This is a genomic window from Pseudomonas sp. NFACC14, from assembly GCF_900106885.1.
GTDB lineage: Bacteria > Pseudomonadota > Gammaproteobacteria > Pseudomonadales > Pseudomonadaceae > Aquipseudomonas > Aquipseudomonas fluorescens_AA.
The window spans coordinates 1-22,634 of the sequence record NZ_FNOA01000013.1 but is presented as its reverse complement, the minus strand read 5'-3'; the positions used below and the strand labels follow the sequence as shown (position 1 = coordinate 22,634).

General features: G+C 61.2%; 17 protein-coding genes, 1 rRNA gene and 2 pseudogenes. 9 read left to right on the top strand and 11 right to left on the bottom strand.

All coding sequences use genetic code 11. The features are described from left to right. Window positions 1–8 precede the first annotated feature (8 nt). The 3 genes from BLU85_RS18990 (at window position 9) to ggt (ending at window position 5,672) form a co-directional block, all read left to right on the top strand. Entirely contained in the window at window positions 9–1,238 is a 1,230-nt protein-coding gene (locus BLU85_RS18990; protein WP_092202395.1) for a cation:proton antiporter, read from the top strand. Between the two features lie 47 nt (window positions 1,239–1,285). Beyond that, the gene (locus BLU85_RS18985; protein ID WP_092202638.1) at window positions 1,286–3,670 is read left to right on the top strand and encodes a penicillin acylase family protein; all 2,385 of its coding nucleotides are present in this window, start codon (window positions 1,286–1,288) and stop codon (window positions 3,668–3,670) included. A 163-nt stretch (window positions 3,671–3,833) separates the two neighbouring features. Then, on the top strand, window positions 3,834–5,672 hold the full coding sequence (gene ggt, locus BLU85_RS18980; RefSeq protein WP_256572863.1) for a gamma-glutamyltransferase: 1,839 nt from the start codon (window positions 3,834–3,836) through the stop codon (window positions 5,670–5,672). Here ggt and BLU85_RS18975 read toward each other — a convergent pair. The 4 genes and pseudogenes from BLU85_RS18975 to BLU85_RS31780 all read right to left on the bottom strand — a co-directional run. Next, a complete protein-coding gene (locus BLU85_RS18975) occupies window positions 5,654–5,887 on the bottom strand; it encodes a helix-turn-helix domain-containing protein (RefSeq protein ID WP_092202394.1) in 234 nt (77 codons plus the stop codon). The genes ggt and BLU85_RS18975 overlap by 19 nt on opposite strands. A gap of 7 nt (window positions 5,888–5,894) precedes the next feature. Next, window positions 5,895–6,449, bottom strand: a complete 555-nt coding sequence (locus BLU85_RS18970) for a DUF2975 domain-containing protein (RefSeq protein ID WP_092202392.1) — start codon at window positions 6,447–6,449, stop codon at window positions 5,895–5,897. Between the two features lie 88 nt (window positions 6,450–6,537). Beyond that, window positions 6,538–6,969: pseudogene (locus BLU85_RS31785) on the bottom strand (methyl-accepting chemotaxis protein); the annotation flags it as partial. A gap of 108 nt (window positions 6,970–7,077) precedes the next feature. Further along, a pseudogene (locus BLU85_RS31780) lies at window positions 7,078–7,764 on the bottom strand (PAS domain-containing protein); the annotation flags it as partial. 308 nt (window positions 7,765–8,072) lie between these two features. Between BLU85_RS31780 and BLU85_RS18960 the strand changes: the two are divergent. Both BLU85_RS18960 and BLU85_RS18955 read left to right on the top strand, forming a co-directional pair. Then, window positions 8,073–9,491, top strand: a complete 1,419-nt coding sequence (locus tag BLU85_RS18960; protein WP_092202388.1) for a short-chain fatty acid transporter — start codon at window positions 8,073–8,075, stop codon at window positions 9,489–9,491. Window positions 9,492–9,604: 113 nt separating this feature from the next. Further along, window positions 9,605–10,774, top strand: coding sequence for a hypothetical protein (locus BLU85_RS18955; protein WP_092202386.1), 1,170 nt, complete (start codon window positions 9,605–9,607; stop codon window positions 10,772–10,774). Between the two features lie 130 nt (window positions 10,775–10,904). Here the strand turns inward: BLU85_RS18955 and can are convergent, their stop codons facing one another. Further along, on the bottom strand, window positions 10,905–11,549 hold the full coding sequence (can, locus tag BLU85_RS18950; RefSeq protein ID WP_003185433.1) for a carbonate dehydratase: 645 nt from the start codon (window positions 11,547–11,549) through the stop codon (window positions 10,905–10,907). A gap of 132 nt (window positions 11,550–11,681) precedes the next feature. Here can and BLU85_RS18945 point away from each other — a divergent pair, with 132 nt between their 5' ends. Further along, window positions 11,682–12,086 (top strand): serine kinase/phosphatase, encoded by a 405-nt coding sequence (locus BLU85_RS18945; RefSeq protein ID WP_092202383.1) that lies wholly within the window; start codon window positions 11,682–11,684, stop codon window positions 12,084–12,086. 185 nt (window positions 12,087–12,271) lie between these two features. On the opposite strand, the gene rimI is transcribed toward BLU85_RS18945, so the two are convergent. Then, window positions 12,272–12,724, bottom strand: coding sequence for a ribosomal protein S18-alanine N-acetyltransferase (rimI, locus tag BLU85_RS18940; RefSeq protein ID WP_047229376.1), 453 nt, complete (start codon window positions 12,722–12,724; stop codon window positions 12,272–12,274). Then, window positions 12,717–13,496, bottom strand: a complete 780-nt coding sequence (locus BLU85_RS18935; protein ID WP_092202381.1) for an energy transducer TonB — start codon at window positions 13,494–13,496, stop codon at window positions 12,717–12,719. The genes rimI and BLU85_RS18935 overlap by 8 nt, the downstream gene beginning before the upstream one ends. Window positions 13,497–13,677: 181 nt before the next feature. Between BLU85_RS18935 and mksB the strand changes: the two genes are divergently transcribed. Genes mksB through mksF form a run of 3 tightly spaced genes read left to right on the top strand, consistent with a single transcriptional unit; the run spans window position 13,678 to window position 18,486 of the window. Next, entirely contained in the window at window positions 13,678–14,958 is a 1,281-nt protein-coding gene (gene mksB, locus BLU85_RS18930) for an Mks condensin complex protein MksB (RefSeq protein WP_060743131.1), read from the top strand. Next, window positions 14,948–15,649 (top strand): Mks condensin complex protein MksE, encoded by a 702-nt coding sequence (mksE, locus tag BLU85_RS18925; RefSeq protein WP_014340217.1) that lies wholly within the window; start codon window positions 14,948–14,950, stop codon window positions 15,647–15,649. The genes mksB and mksE overlap by 11 nt, the downstream gene beginning before the upstream one ends. Further along, on the top strand, window positions 15,646–18,486 hold the full coding sequence (mksF, locus tag BLU85_RS18920; RefSeq protein ID WP_092202379.1) for an Mks condensin complex protein MksF: 2,841 nt from the start codon (window positions 15,646–15,648) through the stop codon (window positions 18,484–18,486). Before mksE ends, mksF begins: the two co-directional genes overlap by 4 nt. A 188-nt stretch (window positions 18,487–18,674) precedes the next feature. On the opposite strand, the gene BLU85_RS18915 is transcribed toward mksF, so the two are convergent. The 4 genes from BLU85_RS18915 to rrf form a co-directional block, all read right to left on the bottom strand. After that, window positions 18,675–20,978 carry a PqiB family protein gene (locus tag BLU85_RS18915; protein ID WP_092202377.1) on the bottom strand — a complete coding sequence of 768 codons (2,304 nt, stop codon included), beginning with the start codon at window positions 20,976–20,978 and terminating at the stop codon, window positions 18,675–18,677. After that, complete coding sequence (locus BLU85_RS18910; protein ID WP_092202375.1) at window positions 20,971–21,594, bottom strand: paraquat-inducible protein A; 624 nt, start codon at window positions 21,592–21,594, stop codon at window positions 20,971–20,973. The genes BLU85_RS18915 and BLU85_RS18910 overlap by 8 nt, the downstream gene beginning before the upstream one ends. Then, complete coding sequence (locus BLU85_RS18905) at window positions 21,581–22,240, bottom strand: paraquat-inducible protein A (protein ID WP_092202373.1); 660 nt, start codon at window positions 22,238–22,240, stop codon at window positions 21,581–21,583. Before BLU85_RS18905 ends, BLU85_RS18910 begins: the two co-directional genes overlap by 14 nt. 147 nt (window positions 22,241–22,387) lie before the next feature. Then, window positions 22,388–22,503: ribosomal RNA gene (gene rrf, locus BLU85_RS18900) — 5S ribosomal RNA — on the bottom strand. Window positions 22,504–22,634 lie beyond the last annotated feature (131 nt).

The following is a 22,634-nucleotide window of genomic DNA, read 5'->3' as shown; positions in this document are numbered from 1 at the left end:
TAACCCCCATGCTCTTCTTGCAAATCGTTTTTATAATATTAACGGCCAAGGTTGCGGGTGCTTTTCTAAAAAGACTAGGGCAGCCAGAAGTGGTTGGCGAGATGATCGCAGGGTTTGTATTGGGCCCTTTAGTACTTGGTTTTTTCTTTCCCGACTTCCACCATGCACTATTTAAGGGCGACGCTGTTACACAATTAAAGGTGCTCAGCGACCTCGGAATTCTGCTGTTCATGTTTGTCGTCGGCGCCGAGTTCCGTATGCCTGAACAGCACTCCCGCTACGCCCATGGCAAAGTGCTGCTGATCGCCGGTTGCAGCATTGCCCTGCCCTTCATTCTGGGCGTTGCGATCGCGCCTCTTCTCTACAGCACCTTCGCACCTGCCGGCGTCCCCCATCTAGGCTTCAACCTGTTCATTGCAACGCTGTTTTCGGTCACCGCGTTCCCGGTTCTGGCGCGCATTCTGAAGGAGCGACGGATGCTCGACAGTGAGGTCGGTGCGCTCTCGCTGATGGCTGCCGCCGTGAGTGATGTCTGTGCCTGGGTGTTGCTGGCGATCACCGCGATGAGTTTGCAATTGGACCGTCAATGGCAGGAATTGGCTTTGCGGTTGTGTGGCCTGGCAGCCTTGTGCGGCGCTTCATTCTGGTGCGTGCGTCCTTTGTTGAGGCGCTGGATAGCCCACCTTGAGGGCAGGCGTACCTTGACCCTGCTCGCGGTACTTGTGTGTGGTGCGCTGATGTACGGCAGCATCACCGAATGGCTGCAAATCCATGCAGTGTTCGGTGCTTTTCTGTTCGGCGCGTGCCTGCCGCGAGACCAACGGCTTTTGAACATGCTGGTCGAGCGAGTGGAGCACATTGCGGTCATCGTGCTGATGCCCGGCTTCTTCGCCCTCGCCGGGCTCAACACCACCGCGGCGACGTTTTCGAGCGTCGGTGTAAGCCTGCTAGGCCTGGTGCTGCTGGTGGCAATCGCCGGCAAACTGTTGGGCGGTGCATTGGGCGCCCGCTTCGCCGGTTATTCGACACCGGTCGCCATTGACATCGGCGTATTGATGAACGCCAGGGGCCTTATGGAACTGGTGGTACTGAAAATCGGCCTCGACCTGGGGATTATCGGCAAAGAGCTCTTTACTCTTTTTGTCATCATGACCGTCGTCACCACGGTCATGACCGGCCCCTTGCTCAACCTGCTGCAACGGTTGCGTCACGCTCGCCAAAGGCTGGGTGTGCAATGACCGCCCTCAACGTCCCCCTGCCCCCCACGGCCCTTGCTAAACCAAGCATGCTCAAGCGCATCGGTGTCTTCGTTGCGGCGGCGCTGCTGATCGGCGTTACCGTGATCGCCATCTACCTCTATGGCAAGCAACCGCAGCGACAGGGGCTGGCCAGCCTGCCTGGACTACAGTCGCCAGTCGAGGTGCGGTTCGATGAGCGTGGCGTACCGCATATCACTGCCGGCAACGAGCCCGACGCATACCGCGCCTTGGGTTACATACACGCCCAGGACCGCCTGTTCCAGATGGAAATGCTCCGGCGCCTGGCCCGCGGTGAATTGGCCGCCGTACTGGGCAGCAAGTTGCTGCCCACCGACAGACTGTTCCGCACCCTGCGTATCCGTGAACAAGCAGACTGGCAGGTGGCGCACGCCGATCAACAGAGCGCGACCTGGCAGGCGTTGCAGGCGTACCTTGACGGTATCAACGCCTATCAGATGGAAAATCCACGCCCTGTAGAGTTCGACTTGCTCGGTATCGAGAAGAGGCCGTTCACCGCCCAGGACGTCTACAGCGTGGTCGGCTATATGGCCTACAGCTTCGCGGCGGCGTTTCGTACCGAACCCCTGCTGACCTACGTCAAGGACACGCTGGGTGCGCCCTACCTGGCCATTTTCGATCGCAGTTGGGACCCAAAAGGCGCCCTTGGCAGCCAGGCACTGAACGCCACCGATTGGCAATCGATGGCGGCGCTGGCGCAGCTCAGCGAACAGGCCGTGAACCATTCGGGGCTGCCGCAGATGGAGGGCAGCAACGCCTGGGTTGTCTCGGGTCGGCGCACGCAAAGCGGCAAGCCGCTGTTGGCGGGTGACCCGCATATCCGTTTTTCCGTACCATCGGTGTGGTACGAAGCCCACCTCAACGCCCCCGGCTTCGAACTCTACGGCGATTACGAAAGCCTCGTGCCGTTCGCCTTGCTGGGGCACAACAACGACTTCGCCTGGACCCTCACCATGTTCCAGAACGATGACATTGACTTGATTGGCGAAACCACCAATCCCGACAACCCCGATGAAGTCTGGTACCAGGGCCGTTGGGTCGCCCTGCAGGAAGAACAGCAGAGTATCGAAGTGCGCGATGCCGAACCGGTCATGCTGCGCCTGCGCCGCTCCCCCCACGGCCCGATCATCAATGATGCGCTGGGCGACAATGCTCCTGGCCGGCCCATCGCCCTCTGGTGGTCGTACCTGGACGGCGATAACCCGGTGGTGGATGCCTTTTATCGGCTCAACCGCGCCAACACACTGGACAAGGCTCGCACGGCGGCGTCATTGATCAAGGCCCCGGGACTCAACGTGGTGTACGCCAACGCCCAAGGCGACATCGCCTGGTGGGCGGCTGCGCGATTGCCCAGGCGCCCGTCCCAGGTCACCGCGGATTTCATTCTCGACGGCAGCACCCCCGAGGCCGACAAGGACGGCTATTACCCGTTCAGCGCCAACCCGCATGAAGAAAACCCGGCCAGGGGCTACATCGTCTCCGCCAACGCCCAGCCCGTCTCGCCAGATGGCATGGCGATACCCGGTTATTACAACCTGCCCGACCGAGGTCGACGCCTGACCCGAGAACTGGGCCGGGACGATCAGTGGAACAGCGAAAAAAGCACCCGGCTGCAACTCGACACCCAGACCGGCTATGCCCAACGTGTGTTGCAACCGGCGCTGCCGATCCTGCGCGCGGCGATTGCCGACCCGCGCCAACGCCAGTGGCTGGAGGGGCTTGCGCAGTGGCAGGGCGACTACCCGCTGGACTCGATCGACGCCACGCTGTTCACGCAGTTCCTTTACGACCTGAGCTATGGCGCCCTGCACGATGAGCTGGGCGACACGATGTTCCAGAACCTGTTGAGCACCCGCGTAATAGACGCTGCGCTGCCGCGCCTGGTCGCCGACGAGTACTCGCCCTGGTGGAAGGACAGGACACAACCGGACGTGCAGACGCGGGCCGACGTTATCGTTCGTGCCTGGAACACCAGCATCGCCCATCTGCGGGCCACCCTGGGTGACGACTCCACGCAGTGGCAATGGGGCAAGGTGCATCAACTGACGCAGGCGCATCCGCTTGGCAGCCAGAAATGGCTGGCGCCGCTGCTCAACGCAGGCCCTTACCCGGCCCCCGGGAGCCACGAAGTGCCGAACAACTTCTCCGCACCGCTGAGTCCGGCGCCCTGGTCGGTCACCTACGGTCCCTCGACGCGACGGGTCATCGACCTGGCCACGCCGGACAAAGCCCTCGGCATACTCCCGGTGGGCCAGAGCGGCGTTCCGTTCAACAGCCACTATGAGGATCAGGTCCTGCCCTTCATGCGCGGCGAGTACCAGGCCTTGCACCTTTCATCGACGGACGTGGCCCGGCATACCCAAGGCACCCTGACACTGACGCCCGCCCCTTAGGTTCATCGGCCCTGGATGCCACGCCACACTGCGGCGTGGCAAATGCACTGTCGAGCCCTCGAGACTGGGGATGGCGCGTGAACAATTCGGCTTCTGGTTTGCGCCCTACACCTCCCATCGCTACAGTCCTCCTCTATATTCCACGCCACGGATGGAGCGACACGTGCCTACAGACTTCAAACCGAACCTTCGCCTGTCAGCCTTTTCGTTGCTGGCTGTCGCCCTAACGCTCGCGGCCTGCAAGGCGCCGCCTTCCTCCACCGCGACACCGGCCTTGCCCGCCCCACCGGAGGTCATTTCCGGCTTCCGCACCGATCTGCAGACCCGCTACGCCGAGAAGCACATGGCCGCTGCGGCCAACCCTTTGGCGGCCGAGGCCGGGCGCGAGATGTTGCGGCGCGGCGGCTCGGCCATCGACGCGGCCATCGCGATGCAGGCCGTGCTGACCCTGGTGGAGCCGCAATCCTCGGGCATCGGTGGCGGTGCGTTCATTGTGCTGTGGGATGGCAAGGCCGTGCGCACCTATGACGGCCGCGAAACGGCACCGGCAGGTGCCACCGAAAGACTTTTCCTGCAAGCCGACGGCAAACCCATGTCTTTCACGGCGGCGCAAATCGGCGGTCGCTCCGTGGGGACACCGGGGGTGTTGCGTGGGCTGGAATTGGCCCATCGCAAACATGGCCGCCTCAAATGGGCGACGCTGTTCGAGCCAGCCATCGCGCTGGCGGAACAAGGCTTTGCGATTTCCCCCCGCCTGCACACGTTGATCGCTACAGACCCGTCCTTGCCGGGCTCGCCAGACATGGCCGCCTACTTTCTCAACGCCGATGGCAGCCCGAAGGCGGTTGGCACGGTGCTGAAGAATCCAGCCTTAGCCGGCGTGCTCAAGCGCATTGCCAACGAAGGCCCCGATGCGCTGTACAAAGGCCCGATCGCCGAGGAAATCGTCGCCAAGGTACAAAACCACGCCAACCCCGGCAGCCTTTCGCTCAATGACCTCCAAGGCTACACCGCACGGGAGCGGCCAGCGTTGTGCACCGACTACAAGCGCTGGCAAGTCTGCGGCATGCCGCCACCGTCTTCGGGCGGGGTTGCCGTGGCGCAGATCCTCGGGACATTGCAAGCCCTGGAACAGCGCGACAGCCACGCGGCCCTCGCGCCTTTGAAACCGGTCAAGACCGACAAGCCCGCCGGCATCGAACCCATCCCCGAAGCGGTGCACCTGATCGCCGAAGCCGAGCGCCTGGCCTATGCTGACCGCGCCCAATACATTGCCGACCCGAACTTTGTCGCCGTGCCGCTCAAAGGCTTGGTCGATGCCGGGTACCTGGCCAGCCGCGCCAGCCTGATCGGCCCTCGCAGCATGGGCGTCGCCAAGCCCGGCACGCCACCGGGCATCCAGGTGGCCTACGCCCCGGACCGTTCACCCCTGCGTATTTCCACCTCGCAAGTGGTGGCCGTGGATGACCAGGGGGGGGCCGTGTCCATGACCACGACCGTGGAATCGGCGTTCGGCTCACACTTGATGGTCCAGGGCTTCATGCTCAACAACCAGATGACCGATTTCTCGTTCATCCCCGAAGAGAATGGGCAAAAAGTCGCCAACCGCGTCGAACCGGGCAAGCGCCCACGCTCGTCCATGGCGCCGACGCTGATCTTCGATCGTCGGGGAGAATTGGTGGCCGCTGTCGGCTCCCCCGGCGGCTCTCAGATCATCGAATACGTCGCCAAGTCAATGATTGGCCTGCTGGATTGGGACCTCGACCCGCAAACCGCCATCAACCTCCCCAACTTCGGCAGCCGCAACGGCCCTACCGAACTGGAGCGGGGTCAATTCAGCCCGGCACTGATCCAGGCGCTGAAAGACAAAGGCCATGAGGTGAGCGAGATCGACATGAACAGTGGCACCCAGGCCATAGTCCGGGTGCGTGACGCGCAAGGGAAAACCTCGTTGGCCGGCGGTGCGGATCCAAGGCGCGAGGGTCAGGCACTGGGCGATTGATCGTGCTCGCCCTGCGGTTGATAGACCAGCAGATCCGCAGGCTGACAGTGCAGATGGCTGCAAATGGCTTCGAGGGTCGCCAGGCGTATGCCCTTGACCTTTCCTTGTTTCAACAAGGAAAGGTTGGCTTCAGTAATGCCGATTGCAGCAGCGAGGTCCTTGGATTTGACCTTGCGCAAGGCCAGCATCACATCGAGTTGAATAACGATGGGCATGGGAATCTCAAACGAATGTTCTGTTTTCCGAATCGACTTCACTGGCCTGGGACAGTATCCGGGCAATGATCGCAATACAGGCGGCAAGAAATAAAGCCACGAAAGACGGCGCGGTGATACTGAAGGTCAGCAATCGCTGGCCGACCGGCGCATTGATCGTCATCAGCAGGCTCAGAAACGGCTCGCAGATGAAGTCCAGCAGCACCCACAACGCCACCGCGCGCCCCGCATTTCCCAGATAAGCCGCTGCCGCGGTGGAAAAGTATTGCCCCTGGGCGTAGTGCTTGAAGAGCCTGCGCAAGTGGGTGAGCCCGACCGCCAGGGCCAACAAGGGAATGCTCGTCAACAGTACGCCACCCAGGCACTGCCAGCCCGTCAAGCCCATCGCCTCTTCAGGCAAGCTCGACAGCTGCCGCTCGGTCAGGGCAAACCCCAGGCCGTATCGGGAGGCCGCTTCAGGATACAGCCAGGCCACGGCGTTGACGACCATCATCGCGACCATGAAAACAAGGGTGACGGCTGCCATCCGCTGGCTGTACAGGGCAAGACGATTCGAGTGCATGTAAGGCTCCAATAGAATAAGGGAGCCCAGAACATAGCCAGGAAATTATCGCAAAACAATAATTAATATGTAAAAAACAATAATACCTCTACGTGGACAGCTGATTGGCAAACTGACTCACGGCATCGACCACCTTCTTCGCCCCGTCCTGGATCTCGACGATCACCGTCCCCGCCTCGGCAGCCAGGGCCAGGCCATGTTCGGCCTGGTGCTGGCCGTCGGTCATCAGCGCCACCGCGTTGCGGGCCATATCCTGGTTCTGGCGGACCACGCCGACGATTTCCTCGGTCGCCTGGCTGGTACGCGATGCCAGTTGACGCACCTCATCGGCCACCACCGCAAAGCCCCGCCCTTGCTCGCCGGCCCGGGCCGCTTCGATGGCGGCGTTGAGCGCCAGCAGGTTGGTCTGTTCGGCGATGCCGCTGATGGTCTTGACGATGGTACCGATCACCTGGGATTGCTCGTTCAACGCCTCGATGCCTTCGCCAGCGGTTTGCATGTGCCGGGCCAGGTCGCGCATCACGTCCACGGCCTGGGTCACCACAGTCGTGCCGCGCTGGGCGCTGTTGTCGGTCTGCAACGAGGTGCTGTAGGCAATGTTGGCCGCTTCGGCGACGGCTTTTTCCTGGTTGACCTGATCCGTGATGTTGGTGGCGAACTTGACCACTTTGTACAGTCGCTCGTTGGCATCGAGCACCGGGTTGTAGGAGGCTTCCAGCCAGACCTCGTGGCCGTTGCTGTCGATGCGCTTGAAGCGCCCGGCCACGAACTCGCCACTGTTCAGGCGCTTCCAGAATTGTTGGTAGTCCGCGCTGTTGTACTCCTCAGGCTCACAAAACATGCGGTGATGCTTGCCCTTGATCTGCGCCAGGTTATAGCCCATGGCATTGAGGAAGCGATCGTTGGCCGTCAGTACGTGACCGCCCAGATCGAACTCGATCACCGCCGTTGAACGCACCAACGCACCGATGAGGTTTTCATGTTCACGGGACCCCTCGATGGTGCGGGTCAGGTCATTGGCATACATCGAAAAAAAGCGGATTCGCCCGTCGGCATTCCGTACAGGCTGGAGGATCGAACGCAACCAGGCCTCCTGGCCATTGCCCCGCAGCAAGCGCACGGCACCGGAGAAGTGTTCACCGCGGGTCAGCGCCGCCTTGAAGCGAGCCTGGAACTCATTGGATTTCAAATACGCGGGCACCAGCTCATCCACAGGCCGGCCGATCAGGTCCTGGCTCTTGTAGCCCATGTCGTCGAGGAAGTTCTGATTGACCGATTGAATCCTTCCATCGGCATCCAGGGTGAGACCAAGCATTTCACGGTCCAGGCTTTCCTTGACTTGCATAAGGCTGGACAGTTCTTGGCGAAGAGCCAGTAGCTCCTGCTTCAGGCGGTTGTTGAACATGGGCAGCTCCAGGAACAGCGGAAAAATTAATAGGCTGTTCCCTTGCCATCGGCCCGGTATTTTTTTTCTAAAGAGCGCCGCGAGCCCATTGAAAATATTCCCGGTGACCTCGAACCCGATATACCTCCCATGGTCACTGGATTGTTCTACTGTTGCCCTGACCTTTGAAGCCTTGCCGCCATCAATAACCCATAACCATAAAAACGAGGTAATTGTCCGTGACCACTGACATCGAAGACAGCCGTTCCGCCCGCTTCGCCTTGCGCTGTTCCAGTTTCGCCGAGCGCTGGTTCCCCGACTCCTGGGTCTTCGCCGCCCTGGCGGTGCTGGTGGTCGCCGTGGCGACGCAATTCATCGGCGCCACGCCCACGGCGGCGGCCATGGCATTTGGCGACGGCTTCTGGAGCCTGATCCCGTTCACCATGCAAATGGCCTTCGTGGTGATTGGCGGTTACGTGGTCGCCAGCTCGCCGCCCGCCGTCAAGTTGATCGATCGCCTGGCGCGCATTCCGACCAACGGTCGCTCCGCAGTGGCGTGGGTGGCACTGATTTCCATGGTCGCGTCGTTGCTCAACTGGGGACTGTCGTTGGTGTTTGGCGGCTTGCTGGTACGCGCCCTCGCCCGCCGCACCGATCTGAAGATGGATTACCGCGCCGCCGGTGCCGCCGCCTACCTGGGCCTGGGCGCGGTCTGGGCGCTGGGGTTGTCTTCGTCGGCGGCGCAACTGCAGGCCAACCCGGCCAGCCTGCCACCTTCGATCCTGTCGATCACCGGCGTCATTCCGTTCACCCAGACGATTTTCCTCTGGCAGTCGGGCGTGATGCTGCTGGCGCTGATCGTGATCTCGTTGGTTGTCGCCTACGCCACCGCTCCCGGCCCCAACAGCGCCCGTGACGCCGCCGCTTGCGGGATCGACCCGAGTTTCAGCATGCCGGCGTTGCAGCCCCGTACCCGCCCGGGAGAATGGCTGGAGCACAGTCCGTTGCTGACCATCGCCCTGGTGCTACTGGCCGCCGGCTGGCTGTTCCATGAGTTTTCGACCAAGCCTGCGATCAGTGCCATTTCCGGGCTCAACACCTATAACTTCCTGTTCATCATGCTCGGCGCCTTGCTGCACTGGCGGCCGCGCAGCTTCCTCGACGCCGTGGCCCGCGCGGTGCCGACCACCACGGGCGTGTTGATCCAGTTTCCATTGTACGGCTCGATCGCCGCACTGCTGACCACGGTCAAGGGCAGCGATGCCCAGACCCTGGCCCACCATATCTCGACCTTTTTCGTCCAGATCGCCTCCCATGACACCTACGCCTTGCTGATGGGCGTCTATTCGGCGGTCCTGGGCTTTTTCATTCCTTCCGGCGGCGGCAAGTGGATCATCGAAGCGCCCTACGTCATGCAGGTGGCCAACGACCTGAACTATCACCTGGGCTGGGCCGTGCAGATCTACAACGCTGCCGAAGCGCTGCCCAACCTCATCAACCCGTTCTACATGTTGCCGTTGTTGGGGGTGTTGGGGCTGAAGGCGAGGGACTTGATCGGCTTTTCCTTCGTGCAGTTGCTGGTGCATACGCCACTGGTGCTGGCGCTGCTGTGGGCGCTGGGGACGACATTGAGTTATTTGCCGCCAGTGATGCCATAAAGCCATAAAAAAGGGCCGATATTTCCATCGGCCCACTTCTTCTCCGGCTCGGTCTGTTTCAGTATGGATACGCCCTGCTTTTGAGGGTCCCTCACGCTGAAAAGGATCTGAGCATGTTCAAACTCGCAGCACTTCCTCTTGCCGCCCTTACCCTGAGCGCCACTGTTCACGCCGCCGACGTTACCAAGATCGACGTACAACTGGGCAGCACCGAGCGTGTCACCCGCCTCTTCGCCTACCCCAACAACTGCAACGTCATTTGTTTTCGCGACTGGACCCTGGAGCAGACCGTCCAGCATTACCTGACCCAAAGTGTGCAGCGCGACGGCTACGGCACCGCCAAGGTCCAGGTCAACATCGACAACGATAAGGTCTATGCCAGCATCGACGGCGTGCCCAAGAGCTACGGCCAACCGCTGAAGGCGCTGCTCGACGCCGGGGACCTGGCGTACAACGGTGCCTCGAAACTCAACAGCGACAAGAAATGGTCCTACAACTGGTACCTGTTCCTGCCGCTGGGCATGGCCCTGGAAAACCGCAAGAGTGTCGAGTTGCTGCACTTTCCGCCGGATTATTCCCTGACCCAGGCCCAGGATTACCTGGAGTCGGCGACCACCGATCGCTGGGCCACGCTGCTGACCGTGAACGGCATCGCCGTTGCACAGACACCGGCCTACCAGACCATCATCGACATCGCGCCCATCGCAGCGCCGTCCAATGCTGGCAGCACATTGGAGGGGCTCTACAGCTACTTCAACGATTACCAGACCACCATGGTCAAGCAGGTCACCCAAACCGCCAGCGGCGCCGCCTTGCCGATGGTGGCCTTCGGAGCGCCCGTTCGGAACTGGATCAAGACCCAGTACGGCCAGACCGTTGGCGTGCTCGGCCTGGCGACCATCACGCCGACCGCGGGGGTCAAGGTCCCGGTCCTGGGCTCCAACCACCCGAGCTATATCTGGTATGCCGCTGACAAGGAAAATTACGACGGTGACGAAGCCAAGGCCGATGCCGCCGGCTTGAAAGTCATGGGCCAGGACCTGAGCGCCGCCTGCTGGCAAGCCGGCATGGGCAGCAAGCCGGGCACCGACCCGAACACCCTGCTGAACCAGTGCACGCAGACCTGGCAGGTCACGCAAAAGGAAAAGACCTGCGAGTTGTTCTACACCTCGGTGCGCAAACTGAGCGAGGCAGATGCAGCGAAAAAATGCGAAACGCCAGCGATCAAGTCGCAACTTCCGCAACTTAAAGTGCCCATGCCGCTGCCTGCCGAGGCGGTGTAAACCTTGAGGCGCCTTCCCGCGTCAGTTTGCACTGACACGGGAAAGCGCCTTTGGCTCCTGTCAGACTCGACAGTAGATACTTTTCCACGGCACTGGCGTCGTCAGTGTCACCGCGACTGACGAGCCGGCGTCAGGGCGCGCCGACCGGACGCAGCCGATACTGCGGCGGCAACTGCTCGAACCCGCTGATCGTGGTGTCCAGGCTCTTCCAGCGTCCGTCCTTGATGCCGTAGATGCAGCCATGAATCGACAGTTTCTGCCCACGGTGCCAGGCGTTCTGCACGATGCTGGTATGGCCGACGTTGGCCACCTGCTGGATCACGTTGAGTTCGCACAGGCGGTCGACCCGTTCTTCTTCGGTCGGCAACTGGCCCAACGCCTCGCGATGCTCGTAATACAGGTCGCGAATCGAGCGCAGCCAGCCGTCGATCAAGCCCAGCTGGCGGTCCTGCATCGAGGCACGCACGCCGCCACAGCCGTAATGGCCGGTGACCAGGATGTGTTTGACCTTGAGCACGTCCACCGCGTACTGGATCACCGACAGGCAGTTGAGGTCGGTGTGCAGCACCACGTTGGCCACGTTGCGGTGCACGAACAGATCGCCCGGCAGCATGCCGACGATCTCGTTGGCCGGCACCCGCGCATCGGAACAACCGATCCACAGATACTCCGGGGTTTGCTGACGAGCCAGCTTGGCGAAAAAGTCAGGATCCTCCTGCTTGATCGCATCGGCCCAGCGCGCGTTGTTATCAATCAGATCTTGTAATTCGTTCATGCTGTCTAGCCTCGATAGAGAGTGCGCAACTGTGACAGACGACCGTCGGTCGAGGTCACGTCGGCGATGCATTGGAATTCCTGGCTGCGCTGTCGGTCGACACCAGTAAGGCCCACAGTATGAGGAATAGCCATGAATGATTCACGACGCCCTTTCGATGCGACGCAACCGGAACCCATCGACGACAATGAGGATCGCATGGGCTCGATGCATGAGTTGGAGTTCGACGACGAGCAGCCCAGCGCGAAAATCGGCGACGAACTGCCACAAGACGAACGCGAACAGCTGATGCCTCGTGAACGCGTGCGTGAAGCAGGCATGACAGGCGCCTCGACGGATGATCACGAACCGACCGACGATGACATGAGCCCGGAAACCCTCATTCACGAAGACGGCGCCCGGGATGCCTTTGAGACCGGCGACGACGAACAGGCCGATTGGGACCTGAGCATCGTGAACGAAAATGACATTGGTGGCGGCGACGGGCTGGACGAAGCGGAGATGGCCGATATCGATCCGTTGGATGGCAAGCGTTGACCCGGCAATCGCCATCGCGAGCAAGCTCGCTCCCACATGGTTTTGTGTTGATCACAAACTTGATGCACACCGCCAAGCCCCTGTGGGAGCGAGCTTGCTCGCGATAGCGGTGGATCAGTTTGCATCGATGTCGAATGTACCGCCGTCTTCGCGAGCAAGCTCGCTCCCACAGGGGTCACGGCGCTTCAGTCCACCAAGGTACACGCCATGACCACCGCATCCTCGCGCCCACCCACCGCCGGGTAGTAATCCCGGCGTCGGCCCACTTCATTGAAGCCATAGCGCTCATACAAGCGGAACGCCGTGCGATTGCTGTCGCGCACTTCCAGGAAGCATTCCCGGGCCTCGGCCTTGTAGGCAATCGACATCAGGTGTTCCAGCAGGCGCAACCCCAGGCCACGGCCCTGGTTTTCCGGCTTGACGGTAATGTTGAGCAGGTGCGCCTCGTCCAGGATGATCTGCACCACGCCATGGCCCACTTGCTGCTGGCCTTCGAACATCAGCCAGATCTGGTATTTGCCCAGCCCGTCGAGAAATATCCCGCGGGTCCAGGGGTGGCTGTAGGCGGCGTATTCGATTTTCAGTACAGCGTCGAGGTCCGCCTCGGTCATCGGGCGGAACGATACAGCGTCACTCATTCGATTCTTTCCAGCGCGCCATCAGCCGGCGCATGGCTTGCCAGACATCAGCCTTGCGCTGTGGCGTTTCCATTAACAGTTCCAGCCCGGGCAATGCCCAGGCCGAGCCCAGGCCTTCGACCTGCAGTTCGCGATTGAACGCTTCGGCATCCGCCTCGCCGGCAAACTTCACCGCCGGCAGGCCGATCAGCCACAGACACACGCAGGGCTCGTCTTCGAGACGCGCCGAAACGAAGCCCTGGACGAAATCCCGCGCCGCTTCCGGCCCCTGGTCCATGGTGCCGCGTGACAACAACGGCCAACGCACCGGCTCACCGATGATTTGCGGGCTGTCCGGCAGACCGGCGGCGCGCAGCATGTCCTTGAGCAGCAAGTAGGCCGGATCGCGGCTTTGGAACGGCTCGCCCGTGGGCAACTCCACCAACAGCAGGCAACGCCCGGCCCGCAGCAGTTGCAGGGCGAAACGCGGCGGGGCGACGTAGGGAGCCTTGGGCGGCGCCTCGACCACCTCCTCCACCGGCTTGGCATTGGTGCGGGTCGAGGCCAGGCTCGGGCGCGGCACTTCGATTTTTGGCCGCTCGGGCGCTGGCGCTGGCGGCTCGGCGACCGCCTTGGCCACAGGCGCCGTCACGGCCGGCGCGATGTACTCGGGCTCGGGCGCTTCCAACAGCTCGGGCCGCGACGGGGCAGCGAACGGCAATTCGGTACGCGGCAGCCAGTTGACCACCTGCATGGCGGTCAGATAGGCGCGGCGACGGGACTCGATAAGCAAGGGTCGGCCACTTGTGGATAACTGAAAGTGGAAGCGATTCTACCGCCCTTCGACGCGGATCGCTTCCCTGTTGGAGCAATAGTTGATCAATAGAGAACGACAGTCCGTCCAGGGGGTGAATCGCAACCGGCTCGATGCAGTACAATCGCCGCTTTTAATTGCCAACCCGACGGCCATTGCGATGATCGAACCCAAGCGCGTCTTGCGCGCCCTCGCTGAACACTGGGCATTGCTGGAACCTTTGTGCGAGCACTTCGACCAGGGCACCCTGAGCCTCAACGAATTGCGTTCACAGCTGGCCGCCCAACAACTGGACAGCACGCCCCAGGACATCACCAACCTGCTGGACGTGTGGATCCGCCTGGACATCCTCGTACCGGTGGCGAAAAGCCCGAACCGTTTCGAGCTCAACGCCCAGATCCATGATTTTCTCGCTTACCTGCGCCGCGAACACCGCCTGGGCCTGTGCCTGGAAATCGAAGCCTACCTGCGCCACCTCGAGCGCCTGGCCGGTTACATCCAGGACGCCTTCGACATTCGCGACGGCAACGACCTGGCCCGCCAGTTGCGCCTGCTGGACATGCGCGTGCGCGACGTCCTCAAGAAACTCGCCAACGACGAACAGGCCCTGGTGGCCGTGGCCGAGCGGGCCAAGACCAGCGACCGACAGATCCCACTGCGTCAACGCTACGCCGAAGTGTTGGCGACCTGGGACGAATACGTCGAGCCGATGATCCAATTGGTGAACGCCGACGGTGCCTTCGAGCAAGGCGTGCGCAAGGTCGAGAACGTGCTGTTGCGCATGCTCACCGAACAGCAGCGCCTCGGGCACCTGGTGGACGACGACATGCTGCTGCGCACCCACGCGCGCATCCTCGAGATGCAGACCAGCGCCCAGTTGACCCTGCGCCATGCTCGCGAGCTGCTGCTGCCATTGCGCGAAGAAGCCCGCCGCCACAACGCCGTGACCCGTGGCGCCGCACTGGCCCTGGCCGCCATTCGTCGCAAAGGCATCGACGCCGTGCCGCAAGCCGCCATGCCGCTGTTCACCCGGCCGCAAAGTACCTTCCTGGGCAGTGCCAGCCAGGTCGAAGCCTATGTCTATGCCCTGGCCCGTTTCGAACCGAAACCGGCGCGTTTCCCCAAGTCCCACAAGACCCACAAGGGTGGCGAAGCACCGCGCGCGCCACGCACCGTGCGCGAGATGGTCGAGCGTTGCGAAGACGCCCTGCCGATGCCGGACCTGATGACCTGGCTGCTGGAACAGGAACCGGACGGCGCCACCGACGAATTGCTGTACTGGTTCTCGCGCCTGTCGCGGGAAAAACGCTTCAAGCGCGAGCGCCTGGAGCGCCGCGACTACCATACTCACGAGCATCAGGTCAGCCTGCGCTCCTTCGCCCTGCTCTCGGCCGGCGACACCGCCGCCGAGGATTCTGCGAGCATCCCCCATGCATCTTGATCTATCCGAACTGTCCCAGCTGGCGCCGATCTTCCGCGAGCTGTTCAAGGGTTACCACGTCAGCCGCCGCGACCCGGAGCTGTACGCCCAACTGTCGAACTTCCAGGACCAGTACCGCACGCTGTTCAAGGCCCTGGGCTTCGAGCTGGTGTGCGACACCCGTGGCTTCTATTACTTCGTGCCGGACCTGGCCGCCGCGGCGGTGAACAAGACCGCCCAGCGCCTGGCCCTGTTCACCTTCATCCTGGTCGAGCACCTGGCCGACCAGGGCCGTGACCCGATTGCCGTGCTCGACGGCGGCAGCCTGGGCCGCGATGAGCTGCCTTCGCTGCTGGAAAAATACCGCGACCTGTTCATCCAGGCCGAAGTACAGACCCAGGAAGAGCTGGAAGAAAAAATCATGCGCCGCATGACCCAACTGGGTTTTGCCAGCGAAGAAAACGGCGTGTACCGCTTCCTGCCGCCGATGCACCGCTTCCTCGACGTCTGCCTGTCGGTCCAGCAGGACCGCGACCTGGCCGCCAGCCTGCACAGCGTGCTGCCGTTGCCGGCACCGGTATTGATCGACGAAGACAGCGACGAAAAACTGCTGCAGACCGATGATCCGCTGGACCTCAGCGAATTCGAAGGTGAAAGCGAAGAAGACGCCCTGGCCCGCGCCATTGCCGAAGAACAGGAGACCGACGCATGAGCAAGGAACGCTACGGCATCCGCCGCTTTGCCCTTTTGAACACCGCCGGCTACAGCCTTGGCTTGTTCCCGCTGGAAGAACCGCTGTCGGTGTACGGCGCGAACAACCTCGGTAAATCCGCCTCGATCAACGCCTTGCAGTTCCCGATCCTGGCGCGCATGTCGGACATGAGCTTCGGCAAGTACAGCCTGGAGCAGTCCCGGCGTTTCTACTTCGCCTCGGACACCAGCTACATCCTGGTGGAAGTCGCCCTGCCCCACGGCCCGCACGTGATTGGCGTGGTCGGTCGCGGTCCCGGCGGCGGTTTCGGGCACCAGTTCTTTGCCTATGCCGGTAAACTGGACCTGGCCCACTACCAGAAAAATGACACCTGCCTGCGGCAGAAAGAGCTGTTCACCAACCTGGAGCGCGAAGGCCTGAAAGCCTACGAACTCAAGCCGGATGAACTGCGACGCCTGCTGGTGGGTGGTCACACCTCGATCCCGCTGGACCTGACGCTGATCCCGCTGCGCTCCACCAGCGAGCAAAGCCTCAAGACCTTCCGCGCCCTGTTCATCAACCTGCTGCACATGCGTGAAATCACCGCGGCCAAGCTCAAGCAATTGTTCCTCGATGCGTTCGAGCACAGTCTGCGTTCCGGCAGCGTGGACTACATCGCCGCATGCGAAGAAGCCTTCCGCGACGTACGCCGCATGGAACAGGACTACAACTCCCTCGTGGCCGCCGGCCCGCTGGTGGAAGCCCTGGCCAATGGCGTGAAGCAGCGCGATATCCTGCGCGGCAAATTGCATCGCCTCTCGCCATTGCTCGATTCGTTGCTGGGCACCTGGTCGGACTACGCCAGTGCGCGCAAGGAAGAGCTGACCATCCAGGCCGAACACTACCGCAACGAGCAGGACTCGCTGCAGAACGACCAGCGCGGTGGCACCCAGGAGCTGATGCGCCTGGAGCGGGAAATCAGCGGCATCCAGCGCTGGCTCGGCGAGCTGTCGGTGCTCAAGCATCGCTTTGCCCTGGTGGATGACGTCAAGGTCCTGGAACAGCAACTACTCGCCGCCAAGGACGCCCACGACGAACTGGCCGGCGCCCTGGCCCAGTCCCGGCAGTTCAGCGCCGAAGACCTGGAAGAGCGCCTGCGGGACCTGGAAAAACGCCTGAAGTCGGTCAAGCAACAGCTCGATCACGCCGACAACAACAGCTACGCCCGCCTGCGCGAAGAATTCTCGCAGCAGGATGTCGAACGCCTGATGCGCTTGTTCAACAGCGCCCTGTTCAGCCTGCCCCTGGGCGAACACGGCATCGCGCTGGACGAGAACGGCGAGTGGGTCAAATCCATCGAGCTGATCCTAGACGGCTTCAAGGGTGAGCGTTTCGAAGTGCCGGGGCTGTCCATCGACCTGTCCCACATCGAGCCGCCCGCCCTGCAAGCCCTGGCCGACCGTGCCGCGCTGCGGGACCAGAAAGAGCGTCTGGAAAAAGAACTCAAGCAGCTCAAGACCCAACAAGCCGTGGCCGCCGACCGCGCCGCGAGTAAGACCCAGACCGAGGCGCTGTACCAGCAGGTACTGGATGCGCAAAAAGCCCTGGAAGACTTCCGTCGCAGCCAGACCCTGAGCGCCGAGGAAGGCGAGAAGCTCGAGCAACTGGCGCAGATGGAAGCCGCCCAGGACGAACTCAAGCGCTCCAGCGATGCCTTCACCGAACGCGTCCAGCAATTGTCCGCCAAGCTGCAACTGGTGGGCCGGCAAATCGCCGACATGGAAGCCAAGCAACGCACCCTCGACGACGCCCTGCGCCGTCGTCAATTGCTCCCGGCGGACCTGCCGTTCGGCACGCCGTTCATGGACCCGGTCGACGATTCCATGGACAACCTGCTGCCGCTGCTCAACGACTACCAGGACAGCTGGCAAGGGCTGCTGCGCGTCGATGGCCAGATCGAAGCGTTGTATGCCCAGGTGCGCCTCAAGGGCGTGGCCAAGTTCGACAGCGAAGATGACATGGAGCGGCGCCTGCAACTGCTGATCAACGCCTATGCCCACCGCACCGACGAGGCCCTGACCCTGGGCAAGGCACGCCGTGCTGCCGTGACCGACATCGCCCGGACCCTGCGCAACATCCGCAGCGACTATGACAGCCTCGAACACCAACTGGCGCTGTTCAACCGCGAGATCAACAAGCGTCAGGTGTCCAACCTGCAGAGCTTCCGCATCGTCCTGGCGCCGAACAAGGAAGCACTCAAGCACATCGACCAGATCATACACAGCGCCGGTCAGTACGAGGAAGGCGAGACGCTGTCGGTGTTCGACCTCAGCCAGAGCGCCGAGCAGGACAACAAGAACGAAGAAGCCAAGGAATACCTGGCGCGGCTGGTGGCGGCGAATCACAACCAGCTCGGCCTGAAGGACCTGTTCGAACTGGCGTTCGAGATCACCAAGGTCAACGGCCAGCCTGTGATCCACACCGACATCGACGGCGCGGCGTCCAACGGCACCACCATGACCATCAAGGCGCTGACCAACATGTACTTGTTGCTGCACCTGATGGACCGCGAACAGGCCGGTCGCGTGCGCCTGCCTTACTACCTGGACGAAGCGGCGGATATCGACGAGAAAAACCAGGCGGCACTGCTGGAAACCAGCCTGCAACTGGGCTTCGTGCCGATCCTCGCCAGTGTGAAACCGCAAGTCTGCGCCAGTGTCGCCATCGACCTGGAAGGCGGCAGCGGCCCGAACGGCATCTACATCGACGAAGCGGACTGGAAATACATCCGTCGTCACGATGCGGTGAAGGCCACGGTGAATGTGCAGGCCGATGAGCCGGAGCTGGATCCGGTGTGAAGTGAATAGCCGGGCATGAAAAAGGCCGCGATCCAAATGGACCGCGGCCTTTTTTTATTGCGTCAGTTTTGAGTCTTCAGTGCAGCGGATGGCCTCATCGCGAGCACGCTCGCTCCCACATTGGACTGCTTCTGGATGAACGATCCTGCATCCCTGTGGGAGCGAGCTTGCTCGCGATAGCGCCACAACTACTTGCCAAGACTGATCTTCGGCGCCCAGGTCAACCATTCGTCTTCGAACTTATCGAACAATGGGAAGGTCTGCTCCGCTCGGGCCGGATTGCCCATTCGTTCACCGTCCGGCGTTGCGAACGCAATACCACCCTGGAGCAGCGTTTCAAGCGACTCGGTTCGCACCGTCGCGCCCTTGAACAGACCGAAGTCCAAACCGAAGCCACTGCTGTTCCAGAAGCGGGTGCCGCTGCGCACCAGTGGCGCATATTTGGGCTCGATCAGGATATGGATCAACACCCGGTCCGCCGTCTGGCCCAGTTCATAACCGGTGACCTTGCCCACCGTGATCTCGCGATAGGTGACCGGCACGCCGATCTTCAACGAACCACGGCGGGCCGCACTCAGCACCAGGCTCAGGCCCGCTTCGGGCACAGCGCTTTCCGGTGGGTTGGCCAAGGCCACGAAGTTTTTTTGTGGCCCGAGGTTTTTCGCCGAAGGCTGCACTTCAATGTATTGGCCTGTGACCAGCGTCTCCAGGTTGGAGGTCTTCATCAACCCCAACTCAGGCTTGACCACCCAGAACTGAGACCCGACGCGGGCGATACGCTCCGGCACTTCGGTGATACGCGCGGTGAGCAACACCGATTGCATGTCGGCGCTGAGGTCGACCTCTTCGACCTTGCCCACATCCAGCCCTTTGAAACGGATCGGCGTACCACTGCGCAAGCCATCGGCGCGGTCGACCTTGATCGTCACGACCGTGCCCTTCTGCTGTGCGGCCTCGCGGTCTTCAAACAGACGGAACCGTGGAACGCGCCTTTTCAACGGCACATTGGGTTCTGGCGTCTCGAAGGAAATGCCGCCGGCCATCAGGCTTTGCAAGGACTCACTCTTGACCTGGATCCCGCCTGTCAAACCACCGGTGAGGGTAATGCCACTGGCGTTCCAGAAGCGTGTCGAGCCGTTGACCAGCCCTTCATATTCCTTCTCGATGTGCACACCAATGATCAATTGCTTTTTCTTGCGGGAGAACTGATAGCTCTGCACCGAGCCGACCTTGACCTGCTTATAGAGAATCGGACTGCCGACCTCCAGCGATCCGAGGTTTTCGGTCAGCAAGACCAGGTGCAGCCCCGGCGAGCGCAAGTCCAGTGGCGGGGCCTTCGCCCTGGCTTCGAACTCCCGTTGCGGCGCACCGCCCTTATCGCCTGGACGTATGGCAATGTAGTTACCCTTGACCAACGCTTCCAGGCCGGTGATACCTGCCAGGGAGATCGATGGCTTGACGACCCAGAACTGTGTGCCGGTGACTAGGTAATCTTCGGCCAAAGGGTCCAGGGTCAGTTCAGCCGTCGCGCTGGCCAGGTCCGGATCGACCTTGAGGTTCTTCAGGCTGCCGACCTGGATGCCTTTGTACATCACCGGCGTACGCCCGGCCTGCAATCCCTCGAAGTCGCTGAGTTTGACTTTCACCCGGATTCCCGCAGCGGCCGCATCAAAGTCTTCGTAGAGACGAAACGGCAGGCTCGGATCCGTTGGAGGACTGTCCTTGCGGCTTTCCGGTGTGGCGAATGCAATACCGCCGGCCACGATGCTGGCCAGGGACTCGCTGCGCACTTTCACACCCGACAGGTTGGCATCGATGCTGATGCCGCTGGCGTTCCAGAAACGCGTGTGTTTACGAACCAGGCTGGCATAGGTCGGCTCGATGAAGACTTTGACCTCGACTTTGCTCTGATCCTCGGACAGCAGGTAACTTTTCACCTGGCCGACCTGGATCTGTTTGTAGAACACCGGGCTGCCGCGGTTCAGCGAACCCAGTCGATCAGCCTTGAGGGTCAGGTGCAAACCCGGCTTGGCGTCCGACAGCGGCGGCTCTTCGGCCAGGGCCTTGAATTTACGGGTCGACTCCCCCTCACCCGGGTTGATCGCCACATAGTTACCCGACACCAGGGTTTCCAAACCGGTGATCCCGGCCAGGCTCACGCTCGGTTTGACCAGCCAGAAACGTGTGCCGGTCTTGAGATACTGCTCGACGTCCTTGTTCATCTCGACCGTCGCGACCACGCCCTTGGAACTGCCTTCGTCATCGAGTTTGAGCGCCGTCACTTTACCGACCGTCATCCCTTTGTAGACGACTTCGGTTTTGTTGACCTGGATGCCTTCGCCACTCTCAAAGCGCACAGTGATCTCGATTCCGGTCTCGTTATAAGCCCGCCAACCGAGCCAGCCGCCGATAATCAGTGCGATCAGCGGCAAGACCCAGATGGCTGACCAGTTCGAAGCCGGTCGGGTTTTAGCGGTAGGCAAATCAGTCATGGTCGTTATCCGACTCCGTGTTATCCCAAATCAGTCGGGGATCGAAGGTTACTGCGGCAATCATTGTCAAAATCACTACGCTGGCGAAAGCAATCGCGCCAAGACCGGCTTCGACACTGGCGAGCCGCCCAAAATTCACCACCGCCACCAGAATGGCGATCACGAAAATATCCAGCATCGACCAACGACCAATGAACTCGATGAAACGGTACATAAGAATGCGTTGCCGTGCCGACATGGGCTGGTGCCGTTGCACGGAAAACAATAACAAAGCGATGCCCACCAGCTTGAAGGTCGGCACCAGGATACTGGCGATGAACACCACGGCGGCGATAGGAATCATGCCGTGGTGAACCAACTCGATGACGCCGGCCATGATGGTGCTCGGAGCGCCCTGGCCCAGTGAATTGATGGTCATGATCGGCAGCATATTGGCCGGGATATAAAGAATCGCAGCCGTGATCAACAAAGCCCAGGTTCGCATCAAGCTGTTCGGGCGACGGGGATGGATCAGCGCGCCGCAGCGAGTACAGGTTTGTTTGTCGGCTTCAGCGTCCTGCCGATTCAGTTCATGGCATTCCGTACAAATCAGAATGCCGGCATCAATCGCCCGCATGGGCATCTTCTCCTGATAACGCCTGCCAGATCTGATGCGGTGACATCACCACCTCCAGCCAGACCTGGACCAGCAACAAACTGATGAAACACACCAAGCCAAGGCCTACGGTGAGGGCTGCCATGTCTGCCAACTTGACGATGGCCACCAGCACGCCCATGAGGTAAACCTCGAGCATTCCCCAGTCCCGTAGATGGTGATAAATGCGGTACAGCAACAAACCGTAGCTACGGCCAACGTCCAGGCGAATGGTCAACAGCACAGCCAACTGACAAAGCAACTTGAGTAACGGAATGCCCATGCTGCACAGGAACACGACTACCGAGACGCCTTGCATGCCGGTATCGAACAGACCCACTACCCCACTCCACACGGTGTCCTGCGAGGACTGCCCAAGCAGATTGAGTTGCATGATGGGTAAGAAGTTGGCCGGCACATATAACAGCAGGGCGGCGATCACCAAGGCAAGGCTGCGTTCAACTACATTGTGTCGGTGAGCATAAAGCTCATAACCGCAGCGGGGGCACTCGGCTTTTTCGCCATGGGCCAGTTGGGGCTTGCGCATCAACAAGTCGCACTCATGACACGCAACCAAATCGCTCAGGGGTAGATCTGGCAACCTATCAGTGTCTGACGGATCGGGCATAAACAGCTCTGGCTCAGCTAAGGTGGGGCTATTCTAGTGCTCCAGCTCGAAAATAACTGTGCAAATTTATTACGAGCGTTCGCAGACTTTCCTGCGGGCAAAACAAAACCCCTACCTGCGTCAGCAGATAGGGGTTTCGGAATTTAATCTTGACGATGACCTACTCTCACATGGGGAAACCCCACACTACCATCGGCGATGCATCGTTTCACTTCTGAGTTCGGGATGGGATCAGGTGGTTCCAATGCTCTATGGTCGTCAAGAAATTCGGTAGCCGGCGCGTGCCTTGCGGTCACGTTCCAGCGAATGGGTATGCGATAGTTTGTGTGTCGCGGTCGAGCGTCTCGAACTTTCGGTTCGTTTCGTCTTCACACACCGCAATCTGGTTCTCCTT

Coding starts and splice junctions, on each gene's coding strand:
- mksE (WP_014340217.1), top strand. CDS start 14,948: ATGCATCTTGATCTATCCGAACTGTCCCAGCTGGCGCCGATCTTCCGC.
- BLU85_RS18990 (WP_092202395.1), top strand. CDS start 9: ATGCTCTTCTTGCAAATCGTTTTTATAATATTAACGGCCAAGGTTGCG.
- mksB (WP_060743131.1), top strand. CDS start 13,678: ATGATCGAACCCAAGCGCGTCTTGCGCGCCCTCGCTGAACACTGGGCA.
- BLU85_RS18985 (WP_092202638.1), top strand. CDS start 1,286: ATGCTCAAGCGCATCGGTGTCTTCGTTGCGGCGGCGCTGCTGATCGGC.
- can (WP_003185433.1), bottom strand. CDS start 11,549: ATGAACGAATTACAAGATCTGATTGATAACAACGCGCGCTGGGCCGAT.
- rimI (WP_047229376.1), bottom strand. CDS start 12,724: ATGAGTGACGCTGTATCGTTCCGCCCGATGACCGAGGCGGACCTCGAC.
- mksF (WP_092202379.1), top strand. CDS start 15,646: ATGAGCAAGGAACGCTACGGCATCCGCCGCTTTGCCCTTTTGAACACC.
- BLU85_RS18910 (WP_092202375.1), bottom strand. CDS start 21,594: ATGCGGGCGATTGATGCCGGCATTCTGATTTGTACGGAATGCCATGAA.
- BLU85_RS18975 (WP_092202394.1), bottom strand. CDS start 5,887: ATGCCCATCGTTATTCAACTCGATGTGATGCTGGCCTTGCGCAAGGTC.
- BLU85_RS18945 (WP_092202383.1), top strand. CDS start 11,682: ATGAATGATTCACGACGCCCTTTCGATGCGACGCAACCGGAACCCATC.
- BLU85_RS18915 (WP_092202377.1), bottom strand. CDS start 20,978: ATGACTGATTTGCCTACCGCTAAAACCCGACCGGCTTCGAACTGGTCA.
- BLU85_RS18905 (WP_092202373.1), bottom strand. CDS start 22,240: ATGCCCGATCCGTCAGACACTGATAGGTTGCCAGATCTACCCCTGAGC.
- BLU85_RS18955 (WP_092202386.1), top strand. CDS start 9,605: ATGTTCAAACTCGCAGCACTTCCTCTTGCCGCCCTTACCCTGAGCGCC.
- BLU85_RS18970 (WP_092202392.1), bottom strand. CDS start 6,449: ATGCACTCGAATCGTCTTGCCCTGTACAGCCAGCGGATGGCAGCCGTC.